Raw genomic sequence first — 18,109 nt, forward strand, 5'->3', positions numbered from 1 at the left:
CGGGTCAGTCCAAATTGGCGGTCAGCAGGACTTTCACGCCGGCGCCGTTGGGCTTGCGCGAGACATAACCGATGGCGCCCGGCGTGCTTTGCACCAGGCGGGTCACGTCCTCATCGCTGTCCACCTGGCGCGGCGGCAGGCCCATGCCGGTGAAGCTCTGGCGCGCCCAGTAGGCGCGCAGCTGGCCGGGGCTGCGGCCGGTCACCTGGTCGTAGAAGCTGCGGCGCAAGCCGTTGCCTTCGCGCAAATCGATGGGCTGGATGGGCTGGCCGTCGGGCCAGTTCTGCTGCTGGCGCAGAAAGATCTGGGTGACGCGCTCGGGGCTGATCTTGTCCAGGGCCACATCCTTGTGGGCGATGACGATCAGCTCGTTGGCCGCCAGGGCGGCTTGGGGCGCGGTGACCCAGAACAGGGCCAGCAGGGCCGTCATGGGCAAGGCGACGCGTGGCAGCAGGGAGGAGTGCAGGTGCAATTTCATGGCGGGGCCCTCCTCAGAACACCAGGTCCAGCGTGACGCTGAACAGCTGGAGCTTGTGGTTGAAGGGCAGGGTGGGCACGGCCAGCGGGCCGGGCGTGCCGGGGCTGGGCGTGCGCATCAGGTCGAGCTGGGTCTTGAGCGCCATGTTCTCGCGCCAGTCCCAGCGCAGGCCCAGGCTGAGCGAGCGGCTGCTGATGTCGGCGAATTGCTGGGCGCGGTCAAAGCCTTGCTGCAGCTGGTTCAGTGCACCGTCGAGCTGCGGGTCCAGGCCGGTGGGGCCCAAGGCTGCGGTGTTCAGCTTGGCGCCCGAACGCTTCAGCTGGGCCACGCTCAGATAGGGCGTGAAGTCACCGATGCTGCGCGCCAGCGTGACGCTGTAGCCGCGGCCGCGGCCGACCAGGTCGTTGTGCGGGTTCATCCAGGTCAGCTCGGCCAGCAGGCGCCAGCGCTGCCAATTGCCGTCCAGGCCGATGCTGGTGTAGACGGGGCGGTTGTCGAAGGGGTTGCGCAGGGCCTCCAGGCCTTGCGATTTGGCCTGCAGGGCGGCCAGCATGGGCGGCGGCAGCATGGGGTTCATCGCCAGCTGCTGCAGGGCGCCGCTGATCTGGCTCAGGCCGCTGTTGATCTGGCTGACCTGCTCGGAGCGCAGCTCATAGCGCTTGATCTCGGTGCGCGAGACGCGCAGGGTCAGGTCCTGCAGATGGGCGCTGAGGCTGAAGCCGAGCAGGCCGCGCAGGCTGGCGTCGGCCGAGATGGCCGGCGAGAAGTTGTTGAAGCGGTGGGTGTAGTCGTAGCGGCCGCCGAAGACTTGCGCCAGCAGGCTGGCGTCACCAAGGTTGAGCCGCCACTGCAGGTCGGCGCCGTCCAGGCTGGCCACGCTGTTGACCACGCCGTAGATGGCCGGCGCAGGCCGCACGCTCAGGTTGGCGTAGCCGATCTCGGCCACGCTGGAGTCAAAGAACAGCGGGCTGCGCAGGCGGCCCAGGTTGAGGCTCAGGCCCTGGCCCAGCTGCTGGCGCAGGGCGGCGATGCGCAGGCGCGGTTGCATGTCCTCGCCGGCCCGGGCCACCGCTTGCACTTGCAGCGTGGTGCCTTGGGCGGGCTGCCATTCCAGCTGCAGACCCAGGGCCGTGTCCATATTGGCCGACCAACCCTTTTGCACCGGCCGCAGCTGGGAGAAGGAGGTGGTGACGCCGGCCGTGGCGTTGTCGTTGTGGGCCAGGCCCAGGGTGGCAAAACCGGAGAAGCGCAGCGTGCTGCCCTGGCTCTCGCTGGCCTCGCCTGCCGCCTGCGCGCTGGCGCCAGCCAGCAGGCCCGCCAAGCCCATGCCGCCGGCCAGCGCCCAGGCGGCGGCTGCTCGCCCGGCTCGTCGTTCTCGTCTTGTCTGCATCAAAGCATCCCCTCGCTGTGACCCGCGTCATGGCTGGCGGGTCTGAAACTGAGCGGGAGCTTGGCGGGTCAGCGTTGAATTTGCGTTGAATCGAATGTCGGCAAGGCCTGGCGCTGGCTGGCCGTGCGCTGCAAGAGCAGCTCCGCACCCATGGCCTGGCCGGCGTGCTGGGCCTGCTCCAGCGCGTGCTCGACCTCGGCGCGCGGCTCGCCCAAGGCCGCCAGCGCCTGGGCGCGCATGCGCCAGAGCTCGGGCAGCAGGTAGAACTCCTGGCGCTCGCGCGCCTTGGGCAGGCAGGCGTCCGCTTGCGCCAGGGCCTCTTCGGCCTGGCCCAGGTTCAGCAGGGCTTCGATCAGGAAGGACAGAAACGTGGCCTCAGTGCTGGGCATGGCCACGGCCGAGGCGCTGGCCGCCTGGCGGATGGGCAGCAGGCCGGCCGGGTCGCCGCCGGCCGCCTGGCTCCAGCCCAGCACCAGGGCGCCCACGGCCTGCCACAGGGCCAGGCCATGGCGCTGGGCCAGGGCCAGCAGCTCCAGGCTCAGCGGCAAGGCGGCCTCGGGCCGGCGCAGATGGCGTAGCAGCACCGCGTTCATGGCCAGGGCGAAGCCCAGGGTATGGGCATGGCCGAGCTGGCGCGCTTGCTGCAGGCCCAGATCCGTTTGCTCCAGGGCTTCGTCGACGCGGCCTTGCAGGGCCAGGGGCCAGCCCAGCATGGCGCGCGCGGCAATGCCGCCGTGCTCGCCAAAGCGCTGGGTCAGCTGGGTGCGCTGGCGTGCGGGCAGGCGTTCGCCCGCCGCAGCGGCCTCGGCCAGGGCCTCGCAAGAGGCGTGCAGCTGGCCCAGGAAGAACAGATTGTTGCCCAGGGCATAACGCGCTTGCACAGCGGCGGCGGCATCGCCGGTGTCGGCGGCCACCGTCTGCAGCTCCTGCGCCAGGGCCAGCACGGGGCGCTCGTCCGGGCCGCTGCGGCTGCCCAGCCACAGACCCCAGAGCGCCTGGAAGCGCTGGCCCGGGCCGCTGCTGGCGCCGGGCTCGTCGCAGGCCTCCAGCGCCTGGCGGTAGCACTGGCGTGCGGCCGGCGAGCCATAGCCCTCCAGAGCCAGCAGGCCATGGCCCAGGCCCATCAGCAGGGGCAGGCGCAGGCGCTGCACCAGGGCGGGCGTGGCCTCAGGCAGCTGCAGGGCGGCCAGGCCTTGCTCGAAGCCGTGGCGCGCTTCCTGGTGCGCCGATTGGGCGGCGGCGCGCTCGGCTGCCTGCAGCCAGTAGTGCGCGGCCACCGGGTCGCCGGCGGCGTGCAGATGCTGGGCCAGGGCCTCGGGCGCATCGGCGGCCAGGCTGGCAAACGGGCCCATCAAGGCCTGGGCGGCGCGGCGGTGCAGGGCGCGGCGCTCGGCGGCGCTGAGGGTCTCCAGCGCCGCGTCGCGGATCAGGGCATGGCGGAACTGCCAGTGCTCGGGCCCGTGGGCTTGCAGCAGGTCGAGCCGCTCCAGCTGGGCCAGCTGCTGGGCCAGCGGGCCGGCCGGCAGCTGCAGCAGCTCTTGCAGCAGGGCGGGCGAGCAGCTGCTGCCCAGCAAGGCCGCGCCCTGGGCCAGGCGCTTGGCCTCGGGCGGCAGGCGGTCGAGGCTGGCGGCCAGCAGATCCCAGAGCGTGGCGGGCACCTTGTCCTCGGGCCGCAGGCGCAGCGAGCGCGCCAGCTCCTCGGCAAACAGGGGCACGCCGCCGGCGCGCTGCAGCACTTGCAGGCGCTGGGCGGCGGGCGGCGGGGCACCGTCGAGCTGGTCGATCAGCTGGCCCATGTCTTCTGTCGGCAGGGGCTGCAGGTTCAGGCAGAGGTCGAGGCTGCCGAGCAGATCCTCGGGCGGAGCTTCGCGTGAGCTGAGCAGCAGCAGGCCTGGGGCACGGCTTTCGGCCGGGCGCTGCAGATGCAGCTGCAGCAGCTCCAAGGTGGACGGGTCGACCCAATGCAGGTCTTCCAGCACGAGCAGCTGCGGCCGGCCCTGGGCCAGGCCTTCGAACAGCTCGCACAGCAGGGTTTGCAGCTCGCGCTTGTGCAAAGGCTCGCTCGTGGGCACGCTGGCTTGCGCCTGCAGCAGCAAGGGGCGCAGCAGGCTGCGCGCGCCAGCCTGCGCGGCCGGGGCGATGCCCGCGTGTTGCAGCAGCAGGCCGAGCGCCTGTTCCGCTTGGGCTTCGTCGCCCTCCAGGGCTGCGCCCAGGCGCCGGCGCAGGGTGGCGCGCACCGGCTGAAGCGGGGTGTGGCGGTACTCGGGGCGGCAGTGCAGTTGCGAGATTGGCGGGGCGGGCTGGCCTGTGTCATGGGCCAAGTGCTGGCGCAGGGCGAGCAGCAGCCGGGTCTTGCCCAGGCCGGGCTCGCCTTGCACCCAGACCGTGCGTGCGGCCTGCTGGGCGCGGGCCCATTCCTGCTGCAGCTGGGCCAGCTCGGCGCTGCGGCCGACCATGGGCTTGATCGTGTCCAGGCGGCTGGCCGCTTGCACCGGGCGGGCGCCCAGCAGCTCGGCGCTGCCGCCTGTGGCGTCGGGGGCGGTGAAGCGGTGATGGCGCTCGCTCTGCTGTTGCAGCTCGGCGCTGACGCGGATGTGCCCAGCCTCGGCCTGCAGGGCCAGCTTGCGCGCCTGGCGCGAGAGCGCGCCCACGCTGTCGGGCGAGGCCTGCTCGGGGTCGGCGTGGACCCAACCCACATGCAGGCCCAGGCGCAGGGCCCAGGGCTCGTGTTCGGTGTCTTGCTCTGCCGCCAGTTCCAGCGCGGCGTCCAGGGCCAGGCGCGGCGCCTGCTCCTGCGCACGCGGGTGGCCGAAGAAGGCCAGCAGCTCGCCGCCTTCGGCCCGCTGCACATGGGCGCCACGCGCCTGCAGCGAGCGCCGGGCGGCTTGCATGCGGGCCTGCAGGGCGGCGGCCAGGGCCTCGGCCTCGCGATCGGCCTCGTCGGCCGGCGCTTCCCATTCGCAGGCCAGGGCCACCACGCGGCGGCGTTCGGCACGGGTGGCTGGGGCTTCGGGCGCGTGGCTTGCGGGCTGACGCAGGCCTTCGGCCAGGGCCTGGGTGGCGGCTTGCGGCTGCAGCTGCAGCTCGGCCTGCAGCTGGCCGCGGAACTGCTCGAACAAGGCCAGGGCCTCGCCTGCGGCTGTGGGCGCCAGCATGCGCATGCAGCGGCGCAGGGCGGGCTCGCACCAGGGGTCTTGGGCCAGGGCGCGGCGGGCGCAGGCCAGGGCCGCCTCGGGCTCGCCGGCGTCTTCATGCAGCTGGCCCAGCGTCTCCAGCAGCTGCTGGGCCTGGCGCTGCAAGGCCTCGCGGCGCGGCTGCAGCCAGGCTTCAAAGCCGGGCGCTTCGGGCAGCTGCAGGCCGTCCAGCAAGGGGCCGCGGTACAGGCTCAGGGCTTGCTGCAAGGCCTGGCGGCGCGCCTCGGGCTGTGGCGTGGCGGCGTCCAGCTGGGCCAGGGCGAAGTCGCGGCAGTCCAGCTGCCAGGCCAGGTCGGCGCGCAGCTGCAGCTGCTTTTTGTTGTCGCTTTGCAGGGGCTCCAGTTCCGGCTGCTCGGGCCAGAGCTGGGCCAGCACTCGGCGCAGGTCGAACAGGGCACGGCGCAGATTGGCGCGCGCCTGTTCCAGGGTGGAGTCGGGCCAGAGGGTGTCGGCCAGCAGCTCGCGCGCCAGCGGCCCGGTCTGCAGCACCAGCATGGCCAGCAGGGCGCGCACCTTGTCGTAGGGCAGGGGCAAGACCTGACCCTGGGGCCCGCGCAAGTCGAAGCCGCCCAGCAGGCGAAGCTGGGGCAAGGTTGTGTCAGGAGAAGGCCGTGCGCGGATCGCAGAGGCAGCCGTGAACTCGGGGAACTGGGGCGGCATGGTGCAAAAGAATCAGGCGAGAGTATGCCCGGGGCATGTGACGGGGAGGTGAGCTGGGATGGATCAACGTGTGAACGGCTCGTGGGGCTGGGGCAGAATCGCCGCTCCCATCCCCCTTGGAAGTCTTGAACATGGCCTCAGTCTTGATCGTCGGTGCCTCGCGCGGCATTGGTTTGGAATGGGTGCGCCAGGCGCGCGCGGCGGGCGACCGGGTGGTGGCGACGGCGCGCGATGAAGACGGGCTGCAGCGCCTGCGCGAGCTGGGCGCGGTGGCGCTGAAGCTGGATGTGATGAACACGGCCAGCGCTTCTGGCCTGGCCTGGCAGATCGACGGCTATGCCTTCGACCAGATCGCCCTGGTGGCGGGGGTCTTCGGCAGCCGAACCACAGGCTTGCAAACGCCGACCGAGGCGGAGTTCAACACCGTCATGCAGACCAATGTGCTGGGCCCCATGCGGGTGCTGCCGCAGCTGCAGGATGCGCTGGCGCCGGGCTCGCGGCTGGCGATCATTTCCTCGCGCATGGGCTCGATCAGCCTGCGCAGCGGCAGCCATGGCTGGCTGTACCGCGCGTCCAAGGCGGCGGTCAATTCGGTGCTGAAGGACGCCTCCTTGCTGATGCAGGACAAGGCCTGCTGCATCAGCTTCCACCCCGGCTGGGTGCGCACCGATATGGGCGGCGCCGACGGTGACATCGATGTGCAGACCAGCGTGGCCGGCATGCGCACGGTGATGGCCGGCTTGAGCGCGGCCGACAACGGCAGCTTCATCAATTACGATGGCGAGCGCCTGAGCTGGTGAGCGGGCCTAACTGAATAGCTGCTGGGGACTCTATGAACTTGAAGAGGGCAGGCCGTGGCCTGCTGTGGGCACTGGGCCTGAGCTGTCTGCTCGTGATCGGACTGGTGCTTGCCTGGTTGGCCAGCAACAACCGCTGGGTCGATGCAGCGCCGCAACCTCGGCCCTCTGCGCTGCAGCTGCGCCCCACGACGGCGCCGCCCGAGGCCAATGTGTTCTTCGATCTGGCCGGGCTCTTGGCTCCTGCGAACGAAGCGCCGCTGGCGCGCGGCCAGGCTGTCTGGGCGGGTGGCGAAGCGCTTGCTCTGCACGCCGTCCTGGCCTCGCCCAAAGACCCTCTTTGGAATTGCAATTGGACTCGCGAGGACTGTCTGGCCAGATGGTCGCAAGAGGCCGTGGCGCTGGCAGCAGTCCTGCGTGAACAAGAGCTCTTGCTCGGCCGTTGTGCCGCCATCGCCGATGCCCTGGGCGCTGGACGCCGGGTGTTCGAAGAGCCGATGGCCCAGGCCCGCTCTGAGCTGCGCAAAGTTCTGGATCAGTATGCGGCGCTGCCCCGAGCCAACCACGTTCAAGGGGCCAATGTGTGCCTTCGTGGCTTTCAGTTGCAGGCCGCACAGGCTCAGCTGGCGGGGGATTCGACCTTGTTGGCGCAGTCCTTGGGTCGCGGCCAGGTTTTGACTCAGGCCCAGATCAGCGGTGCGCAAAGTCTGATCGCGCAGTCGGTAGCCTGGTCACAGTCGCGCCAGCAGCTGCAGCTCCTTGCCGCATTGCTGGCGCGTGAGCCCGGCCGCGCGGGCCTGTTGGCGCCGCTGCTCGGCCCCTTGCCTGCGCGCGCAGCCGACGCGGCGAGTTGGATGCCGGCAGAGGCCTATGTCCAAGCACAGGTGGGCCGCGAGCTGGTCCAGTTGTGCGGCCGGGTGCAGCTGCCAGACGAGGCTCAGCCCGTGATCCTGCTGGCCGAGGCTTCGGCCTGGGAGCGGCTGAAGTGCAATTTCGGCTTCATGCCGCAGCGCACCCAGCAGGCCAACGATGCCTGGTGGTTGCAGCAGCATGAGGCGGCCAAGGACGGGCCCGAGGCTTTGCTGCGCCGCATGCAGGCGCAGCCAGCCCCCGACTTTTCCTTGTGGAGCATGCCCTTTCGCAACACGATCGGTGCCATTTTGCTCAGCGTGGCCCACCCGGCGTTTGACGACTACCCGGCCAAGCAGGCTGATCTCTTGCTGGACCACCGCGTGGCTCAGCTGGCCTTGGCCCTTGCCACGCAACACGTCCCCGTGGCCGAACGTGGCGCCTGGCTGGCCCGGCAGGACCTGACGCCCAGCCAGCGCGAGCGCATCACGCTCAGCGAGGACGGGCTGAGCCTGCGTGTGCTGCCCTGGGCCAAGCCGGTGACGCCCAGCCCCGGCGGCCTCAGCCGCAGCTGGCCGCTGGCACCGCTCTGACGAAGCGTGGCATCGCGGCGCACGATGCCGAACCGGCCACCCCCTGAGTCAGGGGGGATTCGGCGTTTGGCGTCGCTGGAGGCGCAGCCGACCGGAGAAGCCCGATGGCATCGGGTCTGTGTGGCCTCGGGCCGGCAGACCGGGGCTCAAGTGCCAACTTTGCACACCCGTGCCTGCGGGGGGTAGGGCGGGCCGCTGCTCTTGAATAATCCGCTCCGCCAAACGATCTGCGGTCGCGGTTTGGCAGGGGGGATCTGGACCGGAGTTGAGGGACAGATCGACGAGGTGGTTCATGGATAGAGAGAACGATGGATCCATTCATTCATTCATGCATGCATCCATTCATTCATTGCTCGGACGGACAAGACAAATGACGCAAACCAACAATCTGATTTCCAAAGTGGGCTTCGGCGCAGTGGCCCTGGCTCTGGCAGTAAGCGCTCAGGCCGGTGTGGTCGTGGGTTGGAACTTTGACAACGCGGCGCCCGGCCAGGCCGGCGGCATCGCCGCATCGACCGCCGCGGCGGGCGTGAGCAACGCCAACTTCAGCACGGCCAACGTGGGCGTGTGGAACTGGGGCGCCCCCTATGGAAATGTCGTGGGGACGCAGTTTTTCGGCAGCAACAGCAACACGCTCTCGCTGGGCTTCACGCTGGCGAACTCGCTGAATGACCTGACCCTGTCCTTCACCCACTACCACAACCACAACTTCAGCAACACCAGGCCCAGCTACAAGTACGCGGTGCAGATCAACAGCGGCAGCGGCTGGACCGACCTGGCTGCCGGCTTGACGGCCTCCTACGACACCACCAGCGCGACCGAGCACATCACGCTGAGCAGCGGCCTGGCCGCAGGCAGCTACTCCATGCGCTGGATCGGCTATGGCTTTGGCGCCGGCGGCCGCGACACCAACTCCGACTTCTTTGCCCTGAACGATGTGAGCTTGAGCCAGCGCAATCAGGTGCCCGAGCCGGCCTCGCTGGCCCTGGTGGGCCTGGCCCTGGCCGGCATGACGCTGGCCCGCCGCCGCAACAAGCAGGGCTGAGCCTGTTTGGAGCCCAACAAGCCGCGACTGCGGTCTGGGCTCGCATGCTTGAGTTCTCCAGCCCTGTGGACGGTGTCCGCAGGGCTGGTTTTGTTTTGGCGGAGCGGGGGCATGTCGAGGCCGGCCCCGCTGTGGCAGGGCTGGCTGGCACAATCGCGGCGACGAAACTCGCCGTAACCGACCCATGCTGCTCAGTGAAGACCACCGCGCCATCCAGGACGCGATCCGCTCCTATGTGCAAGACCAGATCGCGCCCAAGGCGGCCGAGTGGGACAAGAGCCACCACTTTCCCGCCGCCGAACTGAAGGGCCTGGCCGAGCTGGGCTGTTACGGCGTGGCCGTGCCCACCGAGTACGACGGCGCCGGCCTGGACTACCTGGCCTTGGCCATCATCCTGGAAGAGATCGGAGCCGGTGACGGCGCGACCTCGACCGTGGTCAGCGTCAACAACTGCCCGGTCTGTTCCATCCTGATGGCCTTCGGCAACGAGGACCAGAAGCAGCGCTTCCTCAAGCCCTTGGCGCGTGGCGACATGCTGGGCGCCTTCTGCCTGACCGAGCCGCATGTGGGCTCGGAGGCCGGCGGCCTGCGCACCACGGCTGTGCGTGATGGCGACGACTATGTGCTCAACGGCGTCAAGCAGTTCATCACCAGCGGCAAGAACGGCGATGTCGCCATCGTCATGGCCGTCACCGACAAGGCCGCGGGCAAGAAGGGCATCAGCGCCTTCCTGGTGCCCACCAACACTCCGGGCTATCTGGTGGCGCGCATCGAAGACAAGATGGGCCAGCACGCCAGCGACACGGCGCAGATCAATTTCGAGAACTGCCGCGTGCCGGCGGCCAACCGCCTGGGCGAAGAGGGCCAGGGCCTGAAGATCGCACTTTCGGGCCTGGAGGGCGGACGCATCGGCATCGCCAGCCAGAGCGTGGGCATGGCCCGCGCGGCCTTCGAGGCGGCGCTGAAGTACAGCAAGGATCGCGAGAGCTTCGGCCAGCCCATCTTTCAGCACCAGGCCATCCAGTTCAAGCTGGCCGATATGGCCACCCAGATCGAGGCCGCGCGCCAGCTGATCTGGCATGCCGCCGCCCTCAAGGACGCTGGCCAGCCCTGCTTGAAGGAAGCGGCCATGGCCAAGCTCTTCGCCAGCGAGATGGCGGAGAAGGTCTGCTCTGCGGCCATCCAGGTCCATGGCGGATACGGTTATGTCAGCGACTTCCCGGTCGAGCGCATCTACCGCGATGTGCGCGTGTGCCAGATCTACGAAGGCACCTCGGAAGTGCAGAAGATCCTGATCGGCCGCGCCCTGGCCTGATGGCCGGTGCCACCGGGCGCGTGCAGCGATGCTTTGCGCCCGGCTTGCGCTCCGCAGGCTTTGCTGATTAGCATGGCGTGCCCGCCTTGCCTCGGGCCGCCCGACCGCCTTGCTGTAGCCCCGTGTTCTGCTCTTGCCCTTGTTTTTCGGTCGGTGCCTGCAAGGCCGGAGGATGCGAAAGGAGCATCACCGATGAACAGCACCGCGACCCAGCTGGAAGCCGAAGCCCAAGTCGAGGCCGAATCTGAAGCCCGGCACGAGCCGCCCAAAGCCGGCCTCAGCTTCAAGATTGCCGATCAGGCCTGGGAACTCGAGGCCATCCACCGCCTCAACTACCGCACCTTCGTCGAAGAAATTCCGCAGCACGCGCCCAATGCGGAGCGGCGCTTGATTGACCGCTTCCACGACGAGAACACCTATGCCATCGCCCTGCACGAGTGCGAGCTGGTCGGCATGATCGCCGGCCGCAGCGCGCGGCCTTTCTCGCTGGACGGCAAGTTGCCCGATCTTGACCGCCACCTGCCGCCGCATCAGCGTGCCATGGAGGTGCGCCTGCTGGCGGTGGCGCCGGCCTTTCGTAATTTTCAGAAGCACGGCGTGTTCGCGCGGCTCTCGGGCGTGCTGGCGCGGCACTTTCGCGCGCAGGGCTGCGATCTGGCCCTGATCTCGGGCACGCTGCGCCAGACGCGGCTGTATCGCCATCTGGGCTTCCAGCCTTTCGGCCCGCAGGTGGGCAGCGCCGAGGCGCCGTACCAGCCCATGCTGATGCGCCTGCCCGACTACGCGGCGCATTGCGCGCATCTGGAGTTCCTGTCGGACGGCCGCCATGCCAGCTTCCTGCCCGGCCCGGTGGCCATGTCCGAGGCCGTGGTTCAGGCCCTGGCCGAGCCGGCGCATTCGCACCGCGGGCCCCAGCATTTGCTGCGCCTGGCCCGGGTGCGCGAGCGCCTGTGCGCGCTCAGCGGCAGCGAGGATGCGCTGATCTTTCCGGGTACGGGCACGCTGGCCAACGACGCGATCGCTGGCCAGCTCTCGCTGCTGGACGGCCCGGGCCTGGTGATCAGCAATGGCGAGTTTGGCGAGCGCTTGCTTGACCATGCGCGGCGCTGGCGTCTGCCGCACCAGGCCCTGCGCCTGGACTGGGGCCAGCCGCTCTCGGCCGAGGCGCTGGAGCAGGCCTTGCAAACGCAGCGCCCGGCCTGGCTTTGGGCTGTGATCAGCGAGACCTCCACCGGCATGCGCAACGACCTGGGCCTGCTGCGTGCGGCCTGCCGCCGGCATGGGGTGCGCTTGTGCGTCGATGCGGTCAGCGCCCTTGGTCAGCAGGCGCTGGACCTGAGCGGGGTGTGGCTGGCCAGCGCCGTCAGCGGCAAGGCTCTGGGCGCATTTCCTGGCCTGGCCATCGTGCTGCATGAGGGCGCGCTGCAGCCCGAGGGGCAGCTGCCGCGCGCCATCGATCTGGCAGCCTTCGCGCCGGCCGAGGGCGTGCCCTACACCCAGAGTTCCAATCTGCTCGCAGCGCTCGAGGCCGCCCTGGCCATCGACTGGCCCGCGCGCTGGCGGGCGGTGCGCAGTGCCGATGCGCAACTGCGCCGCGCCTTAGGCTGCGGCCCATTGCTGGTCGCCTCCATGCCCTGGCGCGCCCTCGTGACGCCGGATCAAGCCATGCCCGGCATCCTGACCCTGGCCCTGGCGCCGCATCTGCAGGCCGGTCGCATCGGCCCCCAGCTGGAGCGGGCCGGTTTCAAGCTGGCCTGGCAGAGCGCCTATCTGCAGCAGCGCAACTGGCTGCAGATCTGCCTGATGGGCGCTTGGGATGCGGCCGCGCTGGCCGTGCTGCCGGCGCGCCTGGCGCAGGCGGCGGGGGGCGCTTTGCCGGAGGCTTGAAGCCGAGGCTGCGACGGCGCTGTACATAACGTACACAGACAGCGAAGGACCGGATTTCTACACTTGCGTCTCGATATCTGAGTGGCGCCGAAACAGGTCGATGACCTGGCCCGAGAGCCACCCAGCCCGCAGCGCAAAAATCAGGAAATACCATGTCATCGCAGCCCACCCGTCTCGCTTCCGCTCCTCGTCTTCGTCCGGTCTGGGCGGCTTTGGCTTTGTCGTCCTTGGTGGCGCTCACCGCCTGCGGCGGTGGTGGCAGCGGCGGTAGCAGTGAAGTCACGCCCCCGCCCCCGCCGCCGGCCAATGCACCGGAGCTGATGGTCAGCATGAGCCTGCCTGGCGCCGAAGTGCCCTCGGGCTACACCCAGACCATGGCCACCCTCAAGCTGCGCAATGTCGGCAAGGGCGCGGCCACCACCACCGATGTCAACATCGTCGCCGACGCGCTGCTCGAGGGCCTGAAGGTCGTCAACTGCCAGTCTGACAACGCCGGTACGGCCTGCCCCGCCACCGGTTCGCGCATGACGGTCAGCAATTTGCAGCCCGGCGCCACGCTCACGTTTGATATCACCGGCACCGTCAAGCTCGGCAGCAGCGGCACGGTCAATCTGGAGGCCTCGGCCACCACCGGCACGGGCACCCAGCTGTCCAGCAGCAAGATGGGCGTGGGCTTCAAGGCCTACACGGCGGATGTGGCGGTGCAGGCCACTGGCCCCAGCAGCGCCGTGCCGGCCGGCGGCAGCTTTGAGTATGTGGTGACCGTCAGCAACAAGGGCCCCGACGCCGCCAAGGACGTGCTGATCGCCAACCAGCTGGCCAGCTCGCCCAGCGAGAACGCAGCCACCCTCGGCGCCATGAGCTGCAGCGCCAGCGGTGGTGCGGTCTGCCCGAGTGAGCTTAAAGCCGTGGGCATGACGCTGGCCACTCTGCCCAAAGACGCCAGCGTGGTGTTCCGCCTGCCCTACAGCTTCGCCCCGGGCGTTCGCGGTGGCTTGGTGTTCGAAGCGGCCGTGCAGGCGCGCGGTGACAGCGACGCCAGCAACGACCGTGCGCTGCTGCTGACGCCCTGAAGGAATCTCGGAACCATGGCCCTCACTCGGGGCCGCCAGGCGCGGCTCCGTTTGTTTTCAGGGCGCGGCCTGCACCTTCACCTCGAACTGCCGTCGGCCCACACCCTGCAAGGAGTCGGCAATCTCGACGCTGAGCTTGTGCTCGCCGCTGGGCAGGGCCGCCTTGCGGATGCGCATGCTCTGAGGTTCGATGCGGGCTTCGCCCTCGGCACTCCAGCGCAGCTGGATGTCGATCGGGCTGGGCAGCACATCTGGGCCTGGCCTGGGTTGCAGCAGCTCCAGGCGCGGCGCGCCGGGCGCGGGGCTGAACCTCGGGCTGGGCGGCTCGGGTGTGGCGCGTTCCTGCCGCCACTCGGCTTCGCTGATCAGGAACAGCCCTGGCTTGGGCCGGATTTTTGCTTGGTGGTTCTCATCGTCCCTGGCTCCTATCTGGCATTGATCAGCGGTGACTGCACTCAGAGCTGTATCTGGTAGCCCAGACCGTCGTAGGCGAACACGGGGTGTGCTGAAGGTACTTGCAGGGTTGGCGTCGGCAGATGCTGCGCGACTCTTGTATGAAACTGGGGCGAGCCTCCTTCGACTGACTTTGCTTTCTCGCGCTGCAGGCTGCCACCTGTCAGCAGTCCACGTTGACGATGGATGCATCGCACATCTCTTCACGTGTCAGGGGACGCGTGTAGAGGATGGAGGTCGAGAACATCAGGTCCACCAAGGCCTTTGCATCGAGTTCGCCGCTCTTTCGCTGGATCAAGCGCCAAAGGTCACTTGCGGTCTCGGTAGTGCCTTTCAGATGATCCTGGAGCTGCTCGACGATGAGGGCTGACGCTGAACTGGTTGCAGGGTCCACTCGCTTGGATCGCTTGGCGCCGAGGTTTTGATCCAGTGTGGCCGCGAAGACCTTGGTGCTGACGAGCGCAATGCCTTCGTTGATCTTCTCGACATGTGGGTCTCCGAAATTGCCATGCTGGTACATGGCGGCCAGTGCCGCGCTTCGTTCAAGATCGATGTAGCGCGTCCGGATGGCGCCGTCCCAGGCAGTTAGAAGTTCACGCGTGGTGTCTTCCAGCGCCAAGAAAGCGGCCTGGCACTGCGCCGGGCCTTTGCAAGCCAGCACGCGCTTCAGGCCATCGACGTCTCGGTCTTCTGCGTAAAGATGCAGTCCGATGGCGTGGGCGGCCCACTTCAGCCGGTGAGTGTTGACGTGTGGCCTGCGCTCAGGATCCGGGTCTGCCCAGTTCTTGCCCTTGACCAACTCGGGGTTGGATCCGTTGAGGCTGGAAAAGCCGTGGGGCTCTAGCTTGGAGCCGGCCGGGACGAAGCGATCCGAGCCGGCGATGAACAGGAAGGTGCAGGCTGAGACACACCGGGCACCGGGCGCGACCTCCATCCGGACGCCACGACGCTCGCCCGTCGTAGCAATGAAATGGGCCATCTCCAGCCCGGCAGTGACATAGCCGCCGCCGCTATTTAGCCGGATGACTGGCACGACGCCTCGAACGTTGTCGAAGCAGCGGGAGAACTCCTGCCGAAGCAGCGCCGGATCGGGCAGATCAACGCCACCCTCGTAGTTCACCCAACGCTGATCGTTCGTGATGACGCACTTGATGGTCGCCGCTTGGCAGTAGCTGTAGGCGATCAGGATCAGTCCAAAGAGGCAGCGAGCAACCATGTCGACCCGCATTTTGGTCAGGCCGTCTTAGCTTCGACACGAACCAGTTTGCCGGTTTCATTCGGACAGTGGAGTTCCTCCTGTCGTGCTTGACCAGCGGGCGTCGTCACCAGATTGGTCTTGCGCTGGCAGCCTGCGAAATCGCCCGTGGTGATCGGTGGCGAACCTTGGGTCACGACGGTCGCGCCACCTCCGAGGTCATTGGTCACCGGTCGGGCCATAGAGGCTTCGTACTCACGCTGTAGCCGTGCCAGTTCCTCGTCCTTGGCTTGTGCCTGCTTGGCATTCGTGGTGGATCGGCTCTCGACGCTGCGCCGAGCTGTTTCGTAGGCGGCCTGCTCCTTGCTGCGGCGCTCGGCATCGCGTTGCATGGCTTCCTCGTACTTTTGCTGTTGAGCGCTATTGAGCATTTTGCCGATGACCGTGACCGCAATGCCGATGACGCAGCCTTTGACGACCACCTCCATCTTCTTCTTTGTTGTGGCTGCGTCGTTGGTCACCTTCTTGCCGCTGATCCTGTCGATGATCATGTCGCCCACGCCAGCCAGGAACGCGCCGGTCAGGCAGCTGTTGACGGCGCTGCTGACGGTCGATTCGCTGCTGCTCCGCGAACTGGCGCCAGGCATGTTCTGGCAGCCTGTGGTCAAGACCAGCAGTGCACCGGCCGCGATGAATTGTTTGTTGGTAAGACGGGAGAGAGGGCGAGACGTCATGACTTAGTTCCTTGAGTTACAGACGGAGGATTCGAGCCGCTCGGAAGGGCTGGACTGGGAACTGCTGAGCGACTTGGCTGATTCAAGTCGCGAAACAATGGCCTGCCGGAAGGCGTTGCGCTTAAGCACGCCGTCGCGCAGTTGCAGCAGCCGCGACGTCTGCCGCTCGCATGTGAGCTTGCTTGTTTCCGGCGCGCGCGCTGCGGCATCCTTCTCCGTGGCCCAACGGGTGATCTCGCCGGAGGCAAACTGCGTCATACCTCTCATGCAAGTGTTCATTGCGGTGCGCACCGACTCCAGGCCTTGTTCGTACTCCAGGCTCCGCTGGCCCATCTGTAGGCCTTTCTGCAGGATGATGAGCTGGTCGTCAGAGAGCGGAACCTGTAGCGCTGAACTCGGCGGTGCAGGCAGGTTGCTCGGCGTGGGGCTCAGGTTGATGCCCGCTAGGCGGACGATCTCCTTTGCCGGCAAGCGGCTTTGCATCGCCTGCAGACGCAGGCCGACGGCCACGCTGCAATGGTGCCGGGCATGTACCTGCAGGGTGTCGTCCGCAACCGCCCATGCGGGTTGTGTCGGTACAGCTTGTTCTGGGCCCCGCATGCAAGCTGCTGGCGCAGCCCCGGGGCGGGCGTCCAGCCGCGACTCGAGATCGCTGATCTCCTTGTCCTCGGTTTCGGCACGCCGGTTGAGTGATTCCAGTTCCGAGCTCAGAGAAACGACGGCGTTGTTGGCCCTAAGGCGCTGCTCCCAGGAGAAATGCCGGAATTCGTAGCCGTCGTCACTGCCGGCAGCGGCGCGCAGAGGTAAGGTTTTGCCATCCGTGCCGCGGATGTACAGGCAGGCGGGTTCTGGTGGCAGTCCCTGCAGGCTTGGCATTTGGAAGAAGTAGCCGTCCAGCCTGGGATCGAACCTCGCTCGAGCTAGTTCTTGCGACGCCATCATCAAGACGACGACGCCATAGGAGACACGTGGCGCGGCCATGTCGAAGCGCACACCCCCAGGGGCGATGCGCATGGGTTGCTGCTGACCGGGATTCGCGCTGACCGCCGACGTGGCAGGGCCTCGGTAGATCAGGGAATGTGGGCTGCCGATGAGTTCGACGGTGGCAGCATCGGCCGGCATGCTCGCCGCAACCGCCAGCAGGGCGCGCACAAGGGTCGATGGAATGATGGAACGGTTCATTCACTCTCCTGCCAATGACTTGGCGATGGTTCTGACATGCGCTTCGACCTCCGGCGCGCAGCTCGTCGCCGAAGGAGTCTTGGCTGAAACGGCGGCCGCGCATTGAATGCCCTCGAGTTGCTGTCGAGCGATCAAATAGGAGCGCAGCAACTCAGGTGTGGGCGAGGTGTAGCCTCTGGACCGCTCCTTTTGGGTGAACCAGTTGGACAAAAACTCGGAGTGGACCTTCGCGGCTGCGAGTCGCTCCGCTGGCGCTTGCACACCGGCCTTGGCGGCGATCAGGGTGCCTGCCGCCGCGCCGAGCGTGACGATTTTTTGCGTATTGCCGGAGCGGATGAGATCTCGCTTGAACGCCAGACTCTCGGGATGGTTTCGGAAAAGGTACGCCACCCCGACTTCGTTGAAGACGTAGAAGCGCGCCAGGTTCAGCGATGCCTGTGGGTTCTTCTGTGCGGCCGGGTCGGTCCCCAGGAAGATGATGGGATCCAGGCAGACGCTCAGCGAGGACAGGCGCCGCGCCTCGGTTTTCCAGAATTCGCGCGGAACCATCCAGTCCGAACAGACACGCGCTCGCACGTCCAGCCACTGTGACCAAGCGATCCGGGCTGTCACGGCCTGCAAGTCTCTATCAAGGACTGGCAGCAGGCTCGCAACGGTCTTCTCCTTGATCGAAGTCAGGAGTTTGAAATCGGCATCGGAATAGGCGGCCGGATTGAGGAAACTGTTGATCTCGTCGTAGAGGATCCGGGCTGGCGCTAGCTTTGCGGCTCCGTTGCGCAAGGACCGGATCGAATCCGCAAGCGCTGAGGTATTCCGGTCGTCGAACTGCAAATGGGCCGACAGCGCGACTTCGTCAGGCAGCACCACTTCGGGGGCAGAGGCAATCTCGCGCCCGTCGACATCAAGCCGTCGATAGTCCGGCGTGTTCTTCTCGGAAATGCTGACCCATAGCGCTTTCAACTGCCCGCCACCCACCGCAACTGCAATCGGCTGGTAGACGAACTCGAAGCTGTACTGAAGCGACCATGACTGCGGCGCATCTTGGCGCCACATCTGCACTATGCAGCGGCTGCGCTTGGTCGCGGTGCGGGCGGCACAATCATCGGCATTCGGCTTGACAAAAGTCACCGCCAAGACCGATTTGGCCATTTGGAAGAACGCTGCCTTCCGGTATTCCTCAGGGCCGCTGGAATGACCGCCCTGAGAACTCAGCCTGTCGCTGACAGCTCGCTGTAGAGCTTCGGCTCCCGCAGCATCTAGTGCG

Annotated in this window: 14 protein-coding genes; 6 read left to right on the top strand and 8 right to left on the bottom strand. The window is 67.6% G+C overall.

The window, feature by feature from the left end:
• Nucleotides 1-4 precede the first annotated feature (4 nt).
• From ACQY39_RS07270 to ACQY39_RS07280, 3 genes are all read right to left on the bottom strand, one after another.
• Entirely contained in the window at nt 5-478 is a 474-nt protein-coding gene (locus ACQY39_RS07270; RefSeq protein WP_428504814.1) for a hypothetical protein, read from the bottom strand.
• Nucleotides 479-491: 13 nt separating this feature from the next.
• Nucleotides 492-1,868, bottom strand: coding sequence for a hypothetical protein (locus tag ACQY39_RS07275; protein ID WP_428504816.1), 1,377 nt, complete (start codon nt 1,866-1,868; stop codon nt 492-494).
• A 68-nt stretch (nt 1,869-1,936) separates the two neighbouring features.
• Complete coding sequence (locus ACQY39_RS07280) at nt 1,937-5,653, bottom strand: AAA family ATPase (protein WP_428504818.1); 3,717 nt, start codon at nt 5,651-5,653, stop codon at nt 1,937-1,939.
• 200 nt (nt 5,654-5,853) lie between these two features.
• Here ACQY39_RS07280 and ACQY39_RS07285 point away from each other — a divergent pair, with 200 nt between their 5' ends.
• The 6 genes from ACQY39_RS07285 (at nt 5,854) to ACQY39_RS07310 (ending at nt 13,281) form a co-directional block, all read left to right on the top strand.
• Nucleotides 5,854-6,522: an SDR family oxidoreductase gene (locus tag ACQY39_RS07285; protein ID WP_428504820.1), complete on the top strand. Its 669-nt coding sequence runs from the start codon at nt 5,854-5,856 to the stop codon at nt 6,520-6,522.
• Nucleotides 6,523-6,554: 32 nt separating this feature from the next.
• Nucleotides 6,555-7,961 (top strand): hypothetical protein, encoded by a 1,407-nt coding sequence (locus tag ACQY39_RS07290; protein WP_428504822.1) that lies wholly within the window; start codon nt 6,555-6,557, stop codon nt 7,959-7,961.
• Between the two features lie 370 nt (nt 7,962-8,331).
• Nucleotides 8,332-9,006 (top strand): PEP-CTERM sorting domain-containing protein, encoded by a 675-nt coding sequence (locus ACQY39_RS07295; protein ID WP_428504824.1) that lies wholly within the window; start codon nt 8,332-8,334, stop codon nt 9,004-9,006.
• Between the two features lie 184 nt (nt 9,007-9,190).
• Nucleotides 9,191-10,321 carry an acyl-CoA dehydrogenase family protein gene (locus tag ACQY39_RS07300; RefSeq protein WP_428504826.1) on the top strand — a complete coding sequence of 377 codons (1,131 nt, stop codon included), beginning with the start codon at nt 9,191-9,193 and terminating at the stop codon, nt 10,319-10,321.
• Nucleotides 10,322-10,513: 192 nt separating this feature from the next.
• The gene (locus ACQY39_RS07305; protein ID WP_428504828.1) at nt 10,514-12,208 is read left to right on the top strand and encodes a GNAT family N-acyltransferase; all 1,695 of its coding nucleotides are present in this window, start codon (nt 10,514-10,516) and stop codon (nt 12,206-12,208) included.
• A gap of 152 nt (nt 12,209-12,360) precedes the next feature.
• Complete coding sequence (locus ACQY39_RS07310; RefSeq protein WP_428504830.1) at nt 12,361-13,281, top strand: hypothetical protein; 921 nt, start codon at nt 12,361-12,363, stop codon at nt 13,279-13,281.
• A 57-nt stretch (nt 13,282-13,338) separates the two neighbouring features.
• Here the strand turns inward: ACQY39_RS07310 and ACQY39_RS07315 are convergent, their stop codons facing one another.
• The 5 genes from ACQY39_RS07315 to ACQY39_RS07335 all read right to left on the bottom strand — a co-directional run bounded on the left by ACQY39_RS07315 (nt 13,339) and on the right by ACQY39_RS07335 (nt 17,994).
• A complete protein-coding gene (locus ACQY39_RS07315) occupies nt 13,339-13,530 on the bottom strand; it encodes a hypothetical protein (RefSeq protein ID WP_428504832.1) in 192 nt (63 codons plus the stop codon).
• Nucleotides 13,531-13,897: 367 nt separating this feature from the next.
• Nucleotides 13,898-14,962 carry a hypothetical protein gene (locus ACQY39_RS07320; RefSeq protein ID WP_428504834.1) on the bottom strand — a complete coding sequence of 355 codons (1,065 nt, stop codon included), beginning with the start codon at nt 14,960-14,962 and terminating at the stop codon, nt 13,898-13,900.
• A gap of 5 nt (nt 14,963-14,967) precedes the next feature.
• A complete protein-coding gene (locus ACQY39_RS07325) occupies nt 14,968-15,663 on the bottom strand; it encodes a hypothetical protein (protein WP_428504836.1) in 696 nt (231 codons plus the stop codon).
• A gap of 3 nt (nt 15,664-15,666) precedes the next feature.
• Complete coding sequence (locus ACQY39_RS07330; protein ID WP_428504838.1) at nt 15,667-16,845, bottom strand: hypothetical protein; 1,179 nt, start codon at nt 16,843-16,845, stop codon at nt 15,667-15,669.
• A complete protein-coding gene (locus ACQY39_RS07335; RefSeq protein ID WP_428504840.1) occupies nt 16,846-17,994 on the bottom strand; it encodes a hypothetical protein in 1,149 nt (382 codons plus the stop codon).
• Nucleotides 17,995-18,109: the final 115 nt, after the last annotated feature.

This window comes from Roseateles sp. (genome assembly GCF_965262435.1).
In the GTDB taxonomy this organism is placed as follows: domain Bacteria; phylum Pseudomonadota; class Gammaproteobacteria; order Burkholderiales; family Burkholderiaceae_C; genus Paucibacter_A.

Coding starts and splice junctions, on each gene's coding strand:
- ACQY39_RS07335 (WP_428504840.1), bottom strand. CDS start 17,994: ATGGCCAAATCGGTCTTGGCGGTGACTTTTGTCAAGCCGAATGCCGAT.
- ACQY39_RS07320 (WP_428504834.1), bottom strand. CDS start 14,962: ATGCGGGTCGACATGGTTGCTCGCTGCCTCTTTGGACTGATCCTGATC.
- ACQY39_RS07275 (WP_428504816.1), bottom strand. CDS start 1,868: ATGCAGACAAGACGAGAACGACGAGCCGGGCGAGCAGCCGCCGCCTGG.
- ACQY39_RS07325 (WP_428504836.1), bottom strand. CDS start 15,663: ATGACGTCTCGCCCTCTCTCCCGTCTTACCAACAAACAATTCATCGCG.
- ACQY39_RS07290 (WP_428504822.1), top strand. CDS start 6,555: ATGAACTTGAAGAGGGCAGGCCGTGGCCTGCTGTGGGCACTGGGCCTG.
- ACQY39_RS07300 (WP_428504826.1), top strand. CDS start 9,191: ATGCTGCTCAGTGAAGACCACCGCGCCATCCAGGACGCGATCCGCTCC.
- ACQY39_RS07295 (WP_428504824.1), top strand. CDS start 8,332: ATGACGCAAACCAACAATCTGATTTCCAAAGTGGGCTTCGGCGCAGTG.
- ACQY39_RS07310 (WP_428504830.1), top strand. CDS start 12,361: ATGTCATCGCAGCCCACCCGTCTCGCTTCCGCTCCTCGTCTTCGTCCG.
- ACQY39_RS07285 (WP_428504820.1), top strand. CDS start 5,854: ATGGCCTCAGTCTTGATCGTCGGTGCCTCGCGCGGCATTGGTTTGGAA.
- ACQY39_RS07330 (WP_428504838.1), bottom strand. CDS start 16,845: ATGAACCGTTCCATCATTCCATCGACCCTTGTGCGCGCCCTGCTGGCG.
- ACQY39_RS07270 (WP_428504814.1), bottom strand. CDS start 478: ATGAAATTGCACCTGCACTCCTCCCTGCTGCCACGCGTCGCCTTGCCC.
- ACQY39_RS07305 (WP_428504828.1), top strand. CDS start 10,514: ATGAACAGCACCGCGACCCAGCTGGAAGCCGAAGCCCAAGTCGAGGCC.